This window comes from Rhodococcoides corynebacterioides (assembly GCF_019834675.1).
Lineage (GTDB): Bacteria > Actinomycetota > Actinomycetes > Mycobacteriales > Mycobacteriaceae > Rhodococcoides > Rhodococcoides corynebacterioides_A.
The window spans coordinates 368,592-383,071 of sequence record NZ_JABUBU010000001.1 but is presented as its reverse complement, the minus strand read 5'-3'; the positions used below and the strand labels follow the sequence as shown (position 1 = coordinate 383,071).

General features: G+C 70.2%; 12 protein-coding genes. 3 read left to right on the top strand and 9 right to left on the bottom strand.

Annotated elements, in window-relative coordinates:
• Nucleotides 1–12: 12 nt before the first annotated feature.
• Nucleotides 13–531: a hypothetical protein gene (locus HQ603_RS01810; RefSeq protein ID WP_222682655.1), complete on the top strand. Its 519-nt coding sequence runs from the start codon at nucleotides 13–15 to the stop codon at nucleotides 529–531.
• Between the two features lie 92 nt (nucleotides 532–623).
• The gene (locus HQ603_RS01805; RefSeq protein WP_222682654.1) at nucleotides 624–2,039 is read left to right on the top strand and encodes a PepSY-associated TM helix domain-containing protein; all 1,416 of its coding nucleotides are present in this window, start codon (nucleotides 624–626) and stop codon (nucleotides 2,037–2,039) included.
• A gap of 46 nt (nucleotides 2,040–2,085) precedes the next feature.
• Here the strand turns inward: HQ603_RS01805 and HQ603_RS01800 are convergent, their stop codons facing one another.
• Nucleotides 2,086–2,598: a hypothetical protein gene (locus tag HQ603_RS01800; RefSeq protein ID WP_222682653.1), complete on the bottom strand. Its 513-nt coding sequence runs from the start codon at nucleotides 2,596–2,598 to the stop codon at nucleotides 2,086–2,088.
• A 114-nt stretch (nucleotides 2,599–2,712) separates the two neighbouring features.
• Between HQ603_RS01800 and HQ603_RS01795 the strand changes: the two genes are divergently transcribed.
• Nucleotides 2,713–4,704: a DUF222 domain-containing protein gene (locus tag HQ603_RS01795; RefSeq protein WP_222682652.1), complete on the top strand. Its 1,992-nt coding sequence runs from the start codon at nucleotides 2,713–2,715 to the stop codon at nucleotides 4,702–4,704.
• 35 nt (nucleotides 4,705–4,739) lie between these two features.
• Here HQ603_RS01795 and purH read toward each other — a convergent pair whose 3' ends face one another.
• From purH to sucC, 8 genes are all read right to left on the bottom strand, one after another.
• Nucleotides 4,740–6,302, bottom strand: coding sequence for a bifunctional phosphoribosylaminoimidazolecarboxamide formyltransferase/IMP cyclohydrolase (gene purH, locus HQ603_RS01790; RefSeq protein WP_222682651.1), 1,563 nt, complete (start codon nucleotides 6,300–6,302; stop codon nucleotides 4,740–4,742).
• Nucleotides 6,295–6,921: a phosphoribosylglycinamide formyltransferase gene (purN, locus tag HQ603_RS01785; RefSeq protein ID WP_261773272.1), complete on the bottom strand. Its 627-nt coding sequence runs from the start codon at nucleotides 6,919–6,921 to the stop codon at nucleotides 6,295–6,297. Before purN ends, purH begins: the two co-directional genes overlap by 8 nt.
• A 46-nt stretch (nucleotides 6,922–6,967) precedes the next feature.
• On the bottom strand, nucleotides 6,968–8,389 hold the full coding sequence (locus tag HQ603_RS01780) for a cell division protein PerM (RefSeq protein ID WP_222682649.1): 1,422 nt from the start codon (nucleotides 8,387–8,389) through the stop codon (nucleotides 6,968–6,970).
• A 72-nt stretch (nucleotides 8,390–8,461) separates the two neighbouring features.
• Nucleotides 8,462–9,643 carry a DUF5336 domain-containing protein gene (locus HQ603_RS01775; protein WP_222682648.1) on the bottom strand — a complete coding sequence of 394 codons (1,182 nt, stop codon included), beginning with the start codon at nucleotides 9,641–9,643 and terminating at the stop codon, nucleotides 8,462–8,464.
• Between the two features lie 82 nt (nucleotides 9,644–9,725).
• On the bottom strand, nucleotides 9,726–10,850 hold the full coding sequence (gene sfnG / locus HQ603_RS01770) for a dimethylsulfone monooxygenase SfnG (RefSeq protein WP_222682647.1): 1,125 nt from the start codon (nucleotides 10,848–10,850) through the stop codon (nucleotides 9,726–9,728).
• A gap of 41 nt (nucleotides 10,851–10,891) precedes the next feature.
• The gene (locus HQ603_RS01765) at nucleotides 10,892–12,121 is read right to left on the bottom strand and encodes an acyl-CoA dehydrogenase family protein (RefSeq protein ID WP_222682646.1); all 1,230 of its coding nucleotides are present in this window, start codon (nucleotides 12,119–12,121) and stop codon (nucleotides 10,892–10,894) included.
• 193 nt (nucleotides 12,122–12,314) lie between these two features.
• Nucleotides 12,315–13,217, bottom strand: coding sequence for a succinate--CoA ligase subunit alpha (gene sucD / locus HQ603_RS01760; protein WP_068102750.1), 903 nt, complete (start codon nucleotides 13,215–13,217; stop codon nucleotides 12,315–12,317).
• A gap of 15 nt (nucleotides 13,218–13,232) precedes the next feature.
• Nucleotides 13,233–14,396, bottom strand: a complete 1,164-nt coding sequence (sucC, locus tag HQ603_RS01755; protein WP_222682645.1) for an ADP-forming succinate--CoA ligase subunit beta — start codon at nucleotides 14,394–14,396, stop codon at nucleotides 13,233–13,235.
• Nucleotides 14,397–14,480 lie beyond the last annotated feature (84 nt).

Here is a 14,480-nt window from a genome sequence, read left to right as displayed (position 1 = left end):
TAGGGTGTCGCCGTGACAACCCCGGCGACCGGCGCGCCTCTGCGCGGCGTCGTCGTCGGCGTCTCGTCCGTGCTCGTCACCGCCGCGGCCCACGATCTCGGTGGGGCGTCGGCACCGTCCCAGTCCGCCGTCGTCGCGCTGCTCGCGGTGTGTCTCGGCATCGGGTGGATCGCGTCGACGCGACGCGGCACCGGCCCCCTGGTCACCGCGCTCGTCGCGGCGCAGGCGCTCGGACACCTGACGCTCGTCGCCGTCGACGGTCACGTGCACGGGCCCCTGCTCGATCCCCGCATGGCCGTCGCTCACGCCGTCGCCGTGGCGGTCGGAGCCGCGGCCGTCCGTGGCGCCGAGACCGGCTCGGTCCGGGCCGCCCGTTCGATGCGCCGCATCGTGCCCGTCGTGCTCGCCGCGGTCACGGTCGACACCGACACGGTCCGCCCGTCACTGCCCGTCGCCCGCCTCGACGCACCGAGTCGTCTGATCGACCACTCGGGCCGGGGCACGCGCGGGCCACCTGCTCGATTCCGCTGAGTCCTTCCACCTGTCACCCGACGCCCCGTGCGGTCGGGTGATGCCCCGTTGTCGCGGCGTCCGCCGCGCACTCCCCGGAATCGAGTACACCCGTGTCCACACCCGAGAAGATCGAGCCGACAGCCGATCTCGCTCCTCCACCCGCACGCCGCTGGCGGCCGCTGATCCTGCGCCTGCACTTCTACGCCGGCGTCTTCGTCGCCCCGTTCATCCTGATCGCGGCAGTGACCGGCGGCCTGTACGCGATCGCGCCGACCCTCGAGAGTGTCGTCTATCGCGACCTGCTCCACACCGACAACACCGGCCCGGCCCTCCCGGTGTCCGATCAGATACTCGCCGCGCAGGCCGAGCGGCCCGATCTGACCGTCGCTGCCGTCCGACCGGCCACCGAGGCCGGTGACACCACGAAGGTCCTGTTCACCGACCCGAGCCTCGGCGAGTCGAAGCGCACCGCCGTGTTCGTCGACCCCGCCTCCGCCACACCCGTCGGCGAGTCGACGGTGTACGGCTCGTCCGGCTCGCTCCCCCTGCGCACCTGGATCAGCGAGCTGCACCGCACACTGCATCTCGGTGAGATCGGACGTCTCTACAGCGAACTCGCCGCCTCGTGGCTCGGCGTCGTCGCGCTGGGCGGTCTGTTCCTGTGGGTGGAGCGCTTCCGGCGTCGGCGGTCCCGGTCCGACGCCCGGTTGTTCACCGTCGACCGCGCCACCCGCGGTCGGCGACGCACCCTGAACCTTCATGGCGCCGGGGGTGCCTGGATCGTCGTCGGCCTGGTCTTCCTGTCCGCGACCGGACTGACGTGGTCGACCTACGCGGGAGCGAACATCACCGACGTCCGCAGCGCGCTGCGTTGGACCACCCCGACCGTCGACACCGATCTGACCGGCCATGCCGGCCACACCGACGACGAGCACGCCGGTCACGTCGGGCACGGGGCGTCGGACGTGGCGACGGCGTCGCCCGTCGACGTGCGGCAGATCGACGGCGTCCTCGCCGTCGCGCGCGAGAACGATGTCACCGGGCCGGTCGAGGCGTCGATCCCCGCGTCCGGCGACACGGCGTTCCAGGTGTCGCAGCTCCGCGATCCCTGGGTGTTCTCCACCGATTCGATTGCGGTGGACGGGGCTTCGGACCGTGTGGTCGACGTGCAACGGTTCGCCGACTGGCCCCTGGCGGCCAAGCTGACGACCTGGGGCATCAGCCTGCACATGGGCGTGTTGTTCGGGCTGGTCAGTCAACTCGCGCTGCTGGCCCTGGCCGTGGTGTTGGTGGCCGTGATCGTCGGCGGGTACCGAATGTGGTTCCAGCGCAAACCGTCTCGGACGGGCGGGATGCCGGTGGGCCGGCCGCCGCAGCGGGGAGCGCTCCGCCGCCTGTCGCCCGGTGCCGTCGTCGGTCTGGCGATGGTCACCGTCGCCGTCGGGTGGTTCGTGCCGCTTCTGGGCGTATCGCTGCTCGCGTTCCTCGCGGTGGACGCCGTGACGGGACGCCTGCGGCGCGCCTGAGTGCAGCGGGCTCGAACAGCAGTTCGCCGTGCGAGCCCGCCTCGACTCAGGAACGTGGGCGGTACCGGCCCCCGCGCATCAGGTGAACGGAGTAGCCGAGGACCGCGATCGTGTACGCCACCACGGGAACGACGAGCGCCCATGCCGCCACGGAATTCTCCGCCGTGACGCAGACCGCCGTCAACCAGGAGAACAGCACCAGGGTGGCCGCGCCGATCCACTCGAGGTCCTCGGCGAGCAGTCGGTGCAGCTCGTTCCTGTTCTCCGGCGCCGTCCAGAAGGCATGCGCCTCGGCCGACGGGAGGTTGATCAGCCGCGCGGGGAGGTGGGGCAGAAACCGTTGCGCCCCCAGGAACGTCGCAGCCAGCACACCACCGATGCCGCCGAGCACCCCCACCAACGTCCAGACGGATCCGACGCGCGTCACCTCGCCCGACGCGTCGACTCGCAGGGCCACCGGACCGTCCGTGGTGGCGACGGCCCACACCGCCGTCGCGATGAGAAGTGCGACCGAGAGCCACAGTGCACGTCGAGACCACCGGCCCTTGCTCGTGTCCATGGTGGAGGCCTATCACAGCGTGCCGAGCGTCCCCTCGAGGGATTTGTTCGGCGCTGTCTCGGTTTCCGGTCGGTTTGCTGGTTCGTGTCGGTGGGGTTCGATACAATCGAACACATGAGCGATCGGGGGGTCGGAACGGTGGGGGATGCGCAGGTGGGAGGTGCCTGGTCCTCGCGTGACCATGCTGCGATGGGTCTGTCCGCCTCGTTCGACCTGCCCGTCGGTGGGCACCTCGACGCCCTGGCCGACCTGGCTGCGGGGGCGGCCTACCTGGAATGGCGCCGCTACCAGCACGCCGCCGCCCTGCACACCGAACTGGTCGTCCCGGAGGAAGACCGCGACGAGCGAGCGGTCGATGCGTTCGCCCAGTGCGCCGCCCGCGTCGCCACCTCGTTGTCGGTGTCGCAGTACGTCGCCGAACGCCTCCTCGACGACGCCGTCGCCCTGCGTGACCGACTCCCCCGGGTGGCGGAATGCCTACGCGACGGGGTCGTCTCCGCCAATTTCATCCGCGCCATCGTCTCCCGCACCGAACTCATCCACGGCCGGCCGTATCAGGGACTGGTGGACGCCGACATCGCCGCCGCCCTCCGTAAGCCGGGGACGTGGTCGACAGCCCGAGTGCGGGATCTGTGCGATCAGATGGTCTACCGCCGTGACCCCGACGCCGTCCGCGAACGCCGCGACGAAGCCTTGAAGGGGCGGTGCTTCTTCACCGAGGCCGGACTCGACGGGATGGCGACGGTGGGGGCGACGATGTCCGCCGAACAGGCTGCCATCGTCGCTCGTGTCGTCGAACGCCTCGCCGCACAAGTCTGTAAGCACGACAGTCGCACGAAGACCGCGCGGGCGTCGGATGCGTTGTTCGCACTCGTCAAGCACGCCCCGTTCGGGTGCGACTGCGCACGCCCGGAGTGCACCTTCGCGGCGGTGGATGCGGATGAGGTGGCGGCGAACGCGGCACGGATCGTCATTCACGTCGTCACCGACACCACCACCCTCGCCGGACCCGTACCCGCAACCGCCGCCACCACCCCCGCCGCTGCCGAGGCTGCGGCAGAGCCGGCAGCGCATGCACGGACCCGGGACGGCGACACGACCGCGGTCGCGGCTCCGGCAGACCAGGTCGTCGCCGAGGTCGCAGTCGATGAGGTCGCGGTCGATGAGGTCGCGGTCGACGGCACTGCCGGCGAGGAGAACGCGGCCGATGCCGTTACGGCGGAGGCGGTCTCGGACGACAACGTCGCAGTCGATGAAGTCGTGGACGAGGAGACTCCGACCGATGCCGTTACCGCCGATTCCGTTGCCGCCGAGACGATCTCGACCGACGACGCGGCGGCCGCGGACGTTGCAGCCGAGGCGGTCTCGACCGTCGAGGGCGCTTCTGTCGACGCCGTTGCGGTCGAGGCCGGTCCCGAGTCCGGGCACGCGCCGGAGCTGGTGGACGGTGTCGGCTACATCGCCGGACTCGGCATCGTCTCCGGGGCTCACATCCGCGACCTCGCCGCCGACCCCGACACCCTGATCCGCCCCCTCGGCGACGGCACCGACGCCCCACTCCCGGCCACCCAACCCGCCGACCCCTACCGCCCGTCCGCGGCCCTGAACACCTACATCCGCACCCGCGACCGGTACTGCGCCTGGCCCGGCTGCAACCGAGCCGCCTGGGACGGCGACCTCGACCACATCACCGAATACGACCACCGCAACCCGGAGCGGGGAGGTCAGACCACGGCCTGCGGGCTCGGCGCCAAATGCCGCTTCCACCACCTACTGAAAACGTTCGGCGACTTCGTCGACGACCAGTACCCCGACCCCGACCACCCCGGCCGGGTCATCCGGACGTTCATCATCCCGGAGGGACGCACCGTCCTAGGCCCCGCCTACACGGGGTTCGACACCCACCCCGGCCTGGACATGATCGTCTTCGGCGACCCACCCGCCACCGGCAAGAACCACCCACCGGAACCCGAACCCACTCGCCCCGCCCCACGCACCGAGCAGAAACACGCCCGCCGACGGCAGGAACGCAACCGCAACCGACTCCGCAACGCCCTCAACGGCGTCGCCCCACCGCGGGCGGAGGACACACCACCCCCGTTCTGACGCGCCTGCACTCGGCGCGTCGGAACGGGCGTCGGCTAGTGCGCGAAGTGGCGGGAGCCGGTGAGGTACATCGTCACGCCCGCATCACGCGCAGCGGCGATCACCTCGTCGTCACGGATGGACCCGCCCGGCTGCACCACGGCGGTGACGCCGGCGGCAGCGAGGATCTGAAAGCCGTCGGGGAACGGGAAGAACGCATCGGAGGCAGCAACGGCGCCGCGAGCACGGTCACCGGCCCGGCGGACGGCGAGTTCCGCGGAATCGACCCGGTTGACCTGGCCCATCCCGACACCGACGGACGCTCCGTCCGAGGCGAGGAGGATCGCATTGGACTTGACCGCACGGCACGCACGCCAGGCGAACTGCAGATCCGCCAGCTGCGCCTCGTCGGCAGCGTCGCCGACGGCGAGAGTCCAGCCCGACGGGTCGTCGCCGTCGGCGTCGAGGAGGTCGCGGTCCTGCACCAGCAGTCCGCCCGAGATCTGCCGGATCTCCGGAACGGCGGCCGGCGGCTCGGCGATCAACACGCGAATGTTCTTCTTGCGCTGCAGAACCGGAAGCGCCCCGTCGGCGTAGGACGGCGCGATGATGACCTCGGTGAAGATCTCGGCGACCTGCTCGGCCATCTCGACGGTGACCTCGCGGTTGGCGGCGATGACGCCGCCGTACGCGCTCACCGGATCGCAGGCGTGCGCGTTGCGGTGCGCCTCGGCGATCGAGCCGCTCCGCGACACGGCGATGCCACAGGGGTTGGCGTGCTTGATGATCGCCACCGCGGGCACGTCGTGATCGAACGCGGCGCGCCACGCGGCGTCACCGTCGGTGTAGTTGTTGTACGACATCTCCTTGCCGTGCACCTGCTCGGCCCGCGCGATGCCGGACCCCGACGTCGCATCCACGTACAGCGCCCCACCCTGATGCGGGTTCTCGCCGTACCGCAGGACCGCGGCGCGCCGGTAGGTGGCTCCGGTGAACGCCGGGAACGCCTCGTCGGCGGCCGAGTACTCGGTCATCCACGACGCGACGGCGACGTCGTACGCCGCGGTGTGCTGATAAGCCTGCGCCGCCAATCGGATTCGCTGCTCCAGGGTGAAGCCGCCCGTCGTCACCGCGGTGAGGACGTCGTCGTACCGAGCGGGGTCGACCACCACGGCCACCGACGGATGGTTCTTCGCCGCAGCGCGCACCATCGACGGTCCGCCGATGTCGATCTGCTCGATGCACTCGTCCGCCGATGCACCCGACGCCACGGTGTCGGTGAACGGATACAGGTTCACCACCACGAGCTCGAACGCAGCGACACCCAGGTCCTCGAGCTGCGCCACGTGCTCGTCGCGACGCGTGTCGGCGAGGATGCCCGCGTGCACCCGCGGGTGGAGGGTCTTGACCCGACCGTCGAGGGTCTCGGGGAACCCGGTCAGTTCCTCGACCGGCGTCACCGGCACCCCGGCGTCGGCGATGCGCTTGGCGGTCGATCCGGTGGACACGATCTCGACGCCCGCAGCGTGCAGGCCCGCGGCCAGCTCGTCGAGGCCGCTCTTGTCGTACACGCTGACCAGAGCGCGCCGGACGGCTCTACGGTTCTCGGGGCTAGTCACTGGGAATCAGGGCCTTTCGTCCATCGATGATGACTCCGCGGGCGGCGACGGCGGCGACCACGTCGATCAACAGACGCCGCTCGACGATCTTGATGCGCTCGTGCAACGACGACTCGTCGTCGCTCACGAGCACCGGTACGGCTTCCTGCGCCAGGATCGGCCCGGTGTCGACACCCTCGTCCACCAGGTGCACGGTGGTGCCGCTGACCCGCACCCCGGCGGCCAGCGCGTCGCGCACGGCGCACGCCCCGGGAAACGACGGCAGCAGCGCCGGATGCGTGTTCAACACGCGACCACCGAAGCGGGCCAGGAAGTGCGGACCGAGGATGCGCATGAACCCGGCGCTCACGACGTAGTCGGGATCGAACTGCGCCACGGCGGCGGTGATCGCGTGGTCCCATTCGGCGCGGTCGGCGTGATCGCACGGGCGCACCCGCGTCGCCCCGATCACGGACTCGGCGGGACACTCGCGATCCACCACGACACCGACCACGTCGGCGGGGAAATCCGGGGCCGCCGCGGCCTCGACCAGCGAACGAAGCAGCGAACCGGCTCCCGACGCCAGCACCACCACCCGAGCCGCGCGGGCTCGGGGGGACGTCGCGGGCGGAGCAGACAGCGCGCTTCTCCTCGGCTTCGAACGACGGGCGGGGGCGAGGAGAAGCCTAGACGCCCTTCGTTCCCGGCTCGTCGGGGAGGTCGACCACCTCGGCGTCGACGACCTCGGCGTCGACCACCTCGGCATCGACGACCTCGGCGTCCGACTGCGTCGGGGTCGGCTCGTCGGCCGCGTCGCCGGCCCCGGCGGGGAGGGCGGCGGGCGCGTCGTGCTTCTCGGTGTGGTCGTTGTCGGTGTCGTCGTTCTCGGTGTCGTCGTTCACGGTGTCGTCGATCACGGCGTCGTGCTCGTCCCACCCGTGCACGTCGTGACGACGCAGCAGGTACGCCGCGACGCCCGCGACGACGACCCCCACCACGAGGCACCAGGTGAACGCCGTGACCCCGAACAGGGCGACGTCGGCGCCGAAGCGTCCGAAGGTCCCGATGGTGCCGCCGGACACCGCCGCCACCACCACGCACCCCAGCGAGACCAGAACCGCAGCCAACGACGCCGCCCGCACCGCATCCGGGAGCGTCGCGGTCGCGCGCGCGGCGGAACGCCCGAGCACGAAGGCCGCCGCAGCCGGCACCACCAGGAGAACCGGCCACCAGATCTGCGCGGAGGACTCGGGGAGCGCGGCCAGGACGGGCACCGCGGGCAGCTCGCCGCCCGTGGTCTCGAACACGCTGACCGACGCGGCGCCGGCAGCGGCCGTCGCGCCCGTCACCACGGCCGACGCCGCCACCACGACGTTCGGCAGATACAAGGCGGACAGGGCGGTCAACCCGAGCGCGCCCCCGACCCCACCGCCGGACTCGAGCAGCGCGCCCATGGTCGACATCGACATCGCCAGCGACCCCACGACCACCACCGCGCCGCCCGCCACCAGAACAGCGCCGGCGCGCGCAGCGGGACCGGCCGCCGCCAGCGCCCAGGACGGAACGACGGTGCGATGGATCGGCGTCGGCCACGTTCCCCGCACGCAGCCGATGGCCGCGCCGAGCCCGTGCACCGCCAGCACCCACCCGACGGTGGCGAAGAATCCGGGCGTACTCATCGCGATGACGGTCGACGCGTCGCCGATCATCGCCAGCATCACCACGGCCATCGCGAGCGGCCCGCTTAGCGCCGCGACGATCACCCATACCACGTCACGACGGGTCGACGACGGCGTTACCGCGCGCGCCACCTGACGCGCCACTCCGCGGACCAACAACAGCGTGGGCAGGATCGGCAGCAACGACAGCGTGGCGCCCGCGATACCCAGCGGCACCTGATGAACAGCGAGCCACGTCCCGGCGAGCGCGCCGAACGTGCCCGTCAGATCGCTGCCCGCCAGAACGAGCGTCAGCACCACGACGACCGACACCACGGCCAACAGCACGCCCGACGGCCGGAAGGCGACTCCCAGGAGCAGGCGAGCCTCGTCGGGCGTCGGCATCAGACGGGTCCGCGCAGCGGCGTCACGATCGAGTAGCGAAGTCATCGCCGCTCAGAATCCCACCGACGGCGGCCCGGGTGGTCCAGGCGCGCCGTCGGTGAACGGTCTCGGCCCGCGTCAGCCGCGGTCGCGGTCCTCGACCGGATCGAACGCGCGGGTGGTGTCGGCCGACGACCCCGCGTCGGGACCGGACGCACCCGAGTCCGGCTGCGGCGACGGGGTGTAGCCCTGCTGCCCGTGGTCCGGCTGGCCGTAACCCTGTTGCCCGTAGCCCGGCTGGCCGTAGCCCGGCTGGCCGTAGCCCGGCTGTCCGTAGCTCGGGCGGGCGTACCCCTGCTGGCCGTAGCCCTGCGGCTGGTTGTAGCCCTGCGGCTGGTTGTAGCCCTGCGGCTGGCCGTAACCCTGCGGCTGGCCGTAACCCTGCGGCTGGTTGTAGCCCTGGGGCTGCCCGTAGCCCTGGGGCTGGCCGTACCCCTGCGGCTGGCCGTAACCCTGCGGCTGGTTGTAGGCCTGGGGCTGGCCGTACCCCTGCGGCTGGCCGTAACCCTGCTGCGACCCAAAACCCTGCTGTTGGTCGAACGTCGAACCGCCGCCGAACGGGTTCTGCTTCGCGGGACGCTTCTCCGGCAGACTCACGACCCCCGCGTCGAGCAGCACCAGCGCGACCGCGGAGGCGGCCTGCACGAGGCCGAGGATCAGCACGAGAATCGCGCCGATGCCGACCCCGACCTGGACGGTCTCGAACGGGGTCACGATCGACCCGGCGTTGAACAGCTGGAAGACCAGCGTGAACACCCCGGCGACCGACAGACCGGCGACGACCGGCCAGGGCGCCACCTGCTTCGGCAGCAGCGACAGACCCACCACGACCGCCGCGGCGAGGAACAGCGCGACGGACGTCGAGTCACCCCCGCCCTGCTCGAAGAAGTTGGTCGACTGGCCCTCGAGCGTGAAGCGCGCAGCCAGGCCGAGCACGAACGCGAGCACGCCGGTACCAAGCACCACGAAGGACGCGATCCGACGGACGGAACGCAGCGCAGCGGCCTTCTTCTCGGCCGTCGTGGTCGCGTCGTCGGTGTCGCTCTCGCTGTCGTGGCGCTCGGACGACGAGGGCGCTCCGGTGTCCGTGTGGCCGTGTCGGCCCGGATCCCCGCCGGGCGCCGACGCAGCCGGCACCGACGCCGTGGGCACCGACGCCGTGGGCACCGACACCGTCGGCTCGGCTCCGATCGGCGGGTGGGCCGAACCGCTCGGCTCGTCCCCCGGTCGGCGGTCCGACTCTCCTGGCGAAACACTCATCCGAGTTCGTCCTCCTGTTCGTGGGGCGGCCCCGTGGTCGGGGAAATCTCGCCTGCCACCCTACGGAACATTCGGATGGGGGTCAGGCGGCGCCGATCCGGTCCCGATCACTCGACCGCGATGCCTCGATCTCCCTGACCAGCGGCAACACCTTGGCTCCGAAGTACTCGATCTCCTCCTGGAAATGCAGGAACCCACTCAGGATCAGGTCCACACCGCGGTCGCGGTAGTCGACGATCCGCTCGGCGACCTGCTCGGGCGTCCCGATCAGCTGGGTCTTGAACCCGTCGTTGTACTGCACGAGGTCCTCGAAGGACGAGTCCGCCCACATGCCCTTCTTGTCCCCGGTGGAGTTGCCCGCCTGCTGCACGGCGCCGCGGAAACCCTCCACTGCGGGGCGGTTGGCCTTCGCCACGATCTCGCGCAGCACGTCGCGGGCTTCCTTCTCGGAGTCGCGGGCGATGACGAACCCGTTGAGGCCGAACTTCACCTCACGGTCGTGGGCTCGGGCCACCTCGCGCACGTCGTCGATCTGCTCGGTGATGCCGTCGAAGTCCTTGCCGTTGGAGAAGTACCAGTCGGCGTAGCGACCCGCGTTCTGCCGTGCGGCCGTGGAGTTCCCGCCCTGGAACAGCTCGGGGTTGGGGCGTTCGGGGGTGTTCAGCGGCTTCGGCTTCAGCGTGAAGTCGTGGATCCGGTAGAAGTCGCCCCGGAAGTCGACGTCGTCCTCCGTCCAGATCTTGCGCAGCACCTGCAGGAACTCGGCGCTGCGGCGGTACCGCTCGTCGTGTTCGAGCCACGGCTCACCGAGGTGAGTGAACTCGTCCTTGAACCAGCCGCTGACGACGTTCACCGCGAACCGCCCGTTCGACAGGTGATCCGCCGTCGCGCCGAGCTTGGCCAGCACCCCCGGCTGCCACAGGCCGGGGTGCACGGCCGCAATGACTTTCAGCCGTTCGGTGGCCAGCAGCAGGGCGAGGCTGAAGCTGGTCGACTCGTGCTGGTACTCGGCGCCGTAGCTGGCCTCGTATCGCACCTGGCTGAGCGCGTACTCGAACCCGTTGTTCTCCGCGGTCTGCGCCAGCTTCTTGTTGTACTCGTACTCCCAGCTGGTGCGCTGCTCGATGTCGCTGGTGACCAGTCCCCCACTGACGTTGGGGACCCAGTACGCGAACTTCACGGCGTCGGCGATCTTCTCGGTGCTCATGTCTCTCGTTCTTCTCGGTGGTGGCAGGTCGGGGCAGGCGGTCAGGAATACCAAGTGGGCGTGGGCAGCTCACCGGTCAGGACGTGACGGCCCACTTCCCGCCGCTTGTAGAAGACCGGGTCGTGCAGCGTGTGTGTCCGCACGTTCCGCCAGAACCGGTCGAATCCGTGGCTCGACGCCGTGGCCCGGGCGCCGAGCGCCTCGAAGATGCCGGCGGTGATCTCGAGCGCGACCTCCGTCGCCCGCGCCTTGGCGGCCGCGACGCGGACCTCGTGCTCACCGCGCTGGGTCTCGGTGACCGCATCGGCGTCGTCGTGCAGCCGTTGCTGTTCCGCCGCAACGGCATCGGCCAGCGCCTCGGCCGCCCACAGCTTGGCCGTGTAGTCGCCGTAGAGGTCGACGATGTACGGCTCGTCGAGCGCGTTGTCGACGGTGGAGTGCAGCCACGCCCGCGTGGTGGTGCGGGTGTACTCCGCCGCGCTGTCGAGCGCGCCGCGGGCGATGCCGAGGTAGAAGTTCACGAACACCAACTGGATGATCGGCACGTTCAGCGTGTTGTAGACCCGCGGCTGGAAAACCTTGTCGACGAAGCCCGCCGCCGAACTCCACTCCGTGCGCACGTGATCGATGGTGACGCTGCCGCTCTCGGTGCGACGCTGACCGATGTTGTCCCAGTCGTCGTGGAACGTCAGGCCCTCGGAGTCCGAGGGCACGATGGCGAAGACGTGGGTGTCCGTTCCCGCCAGCACACCCTCGAGCACCGTGACGTCGGAGACGCGGCTGCCGGTGGAGAAGGTCTTGGCGCCGTGGTAGACGAGAGTGTCGCCCTCGTCGGTGATCTCGACGTCGTTGTCCCGCGGATTGACCGCACCGCCGAAGAACCACCGATTCTCCGTGGCGGCCTGTTCCACGGCGGCGATCTGCTCGGAGGTGCCCACCAGCCGGGCCGCCCAGAACCACAGCAGGTGGTAGCCGTACAGCTGCCCGATCGACCCGTCCGCCGTCGCGACCTCGCGGATCAGCCGGTACGCCGTCTCCCACGTCTGACCGCCGCCGCCGAACTCGACGGGACCGAGCACGGTGGCCAGCCCCGAGTCCTTCAGCAGGGTCACCTCGGCGTGCGGTGCGTCCGTGCCTCGGTCCCGGGCGACCGCGTCCTCGGCGAGGATGGCCGCGACCTCCCGAGCGCGGTCGATCCACCCCTCGGGTGAGGTCGGCGCGGTGGTCCAGCGCGCCCCGGTTCCGGTCGGACGGTTCTCGGTGATCGTCATGCCCTGCAGTACACCGGCGCGGTCCGTGACCGACCACCGTTCGAATCGCGGTGATTCTTACGTGAGCCGCGCGTCCGGGACTTCTCCGGGTCGAGGGGCTCGTTGCGCCGGCGCAGCAGGGTGCGGGGACGACCGAAGGCCGGTCCCCCCACGGGAAACCGGCCTTCGGGTGTCGCAGACGGCGACGGAGGAACTACTTCTTCTCGAGGATCTCCCGCGCCAGAGCGGCGGTCTCGGACGGCGTCTTGCCGACCTTGACGCCGGCCGCCTCGAGGGCGTCCTTCTTGGCCTGGGCGGTGCCCGAGGAGCCGGAGACGATGGCGCCGGCGTGGCCCATGGTCTTGCCCTCGGGAGCGGTGAAGCCGGCGACGTAGCCGACGACCGGCTTGGTCACGTTGGCCTTGATGTAGTCGGCCGCTCGCTCTTCCGCGTCGCCACCGATCTCACCGATCATGACGATGATCTCGGTCTCGGGATCCTTCTCGAACGCCTCGATGGCGTCGATGTGGGTGGTGCCGATGACCGGGTCGCCGCCGATGCCGATGGCCGTGGAGAAGCCGAAGTCACGGAGCTCGAACATCATCTGGTAGGTCAGGGTGCCCGACTTCGAGACCAGGCCGATGGGGCCCTTGCCCGCGATGTTGGCCGGGGTGATGCCGACCAGCGCCTCGCCCGGGGTGATGATGCCGGGGCAGTTCGGCCCGATGATGCGGGTCTTCTCGCCCTTCTCGACGTTGTAGGCCCACGCGTAGGCGCTGTCCTGCACCGGGATTCCCTCGGTGATGACGACGAGCAGCGGGATCTCGGCGTCGATGGCCTCGACGATGGCGTCCTTGGAGAACGCCGGCGGCACGAACGCGATGGAGACGTCGGCGCCGGTCTTCTCCATGGCCTCGGCGACGGAGCCGAAGACGGGGAGCTCGACGTCGGAACCGTCGGCGGCCTTGTGGGACACCGTGGTTCCGGCCTTGCGGGCGTTGACGCCACCCACGACCTGCGTTCCGGCCTTGAGCATGAGAGCGGTGTGCTTGGTGCCCTCGCCGCCCGTGATGCCCTGGACGATGACCTTGTTGTTCTTGTTCAGGAAGATCGACATTGTGTGTTCAGCCCTCTACTTCGCAGCCAGCTCGGCGGCCTTGTCGGCGCCCTCGTCCATGGTCTCGGCGAGCGTCACCAGCGGGTGCGCGGCGTCGGCGAGAATCGTGCGGCCTTCCTCGACCTTGTTGCCGTCGAGGCGAACCACCAGCGGCTTGTTGGCGTCGTCGCCCAGCTTCTTCAGCGCACCGACGATGCCGTTCGCGACGGCGTCGCACGCGGTGATGCCGCCGAAGACGTTGACGAACACGCTCTTGACCTGATCGTCGCCGAGGATGACGTCGAGACCGTTGGCCATGACCTCGGCCGAGGCACCGCCACCGATGTCGAGGAAGTTGGCGGGCTTCACGCCGCCGTGGGCCTCACCGGCGTACGCGACGACGTCGAGGGTCGACATGACCAGCCCGGCGCCGTTGCCGATGATGCCGACCTGGCCGTCGAGCTTGACGTAGTTGAGGTCGTTGGCCTTGGCCTTCGCCTCGAGCGGGTCGGCCGCGTCGGCGTCCTCGAACTCGGCGTGACCCTGCTGGCGGAAGTCCGCGTTGGCGTCCAGGGTGACCTTGCCGTCGAGGGCGAGGATCTGGTCGTCCGGCGTGCGCACGAGGGGGTTGACCTCGACGAGGAGGGCGTCTTCCTTGATGAAGACTTCCCACAGCTTCTGGATGGTGTTGGCGGCGGCGTCGAGCACCTCGGCGGGCAGCTTGCCGGCCTCGGCGATCTGCCGCGCGAACGCCAGGTCGACACCCTTGACGGCGTCGACGGGGATGCGGGCCAGGGCGTCCGGGTTCTCCTCGGCCGTCACCTCGATCTCGACACCACCCTCGACGGAACACATCGCCAGGTAGGTGCGGTTGGTGCGGTCGAGCAGGAAGGAGATGTAGTACTCCTCCGCGATGTCACTGGCCTCGGCGACCAGGAGCTTCTTGACGACGTGGCCCTTGATGTCCAGGCCCAGGATTGCCTCGGCGTTGGCTTCCGCCTCCGCGACGTCCTTCGAGTACTTCACGCCGCCGGCCTTGCCGCGGCCGCCGACCTTGACCTGCGCCTTGACCATGACCGGCTTGCCGATCTCCTCGGCGATCGCGCGGGCTCCGGCCACCGTGTCGGTGACACGTCCGGCCGAGGTCGGAACTTCGTGCTTGGCGAAGAGTTCCTTCGCCTGGTATTCGAAGAGATCCATCAGCTCACCATCTCGTCTGCGTTGATGCCCGCTCGAGGGGTAGGAGCGGGTCCGACCAACGACAATAACGACCGGCCCGGAGGC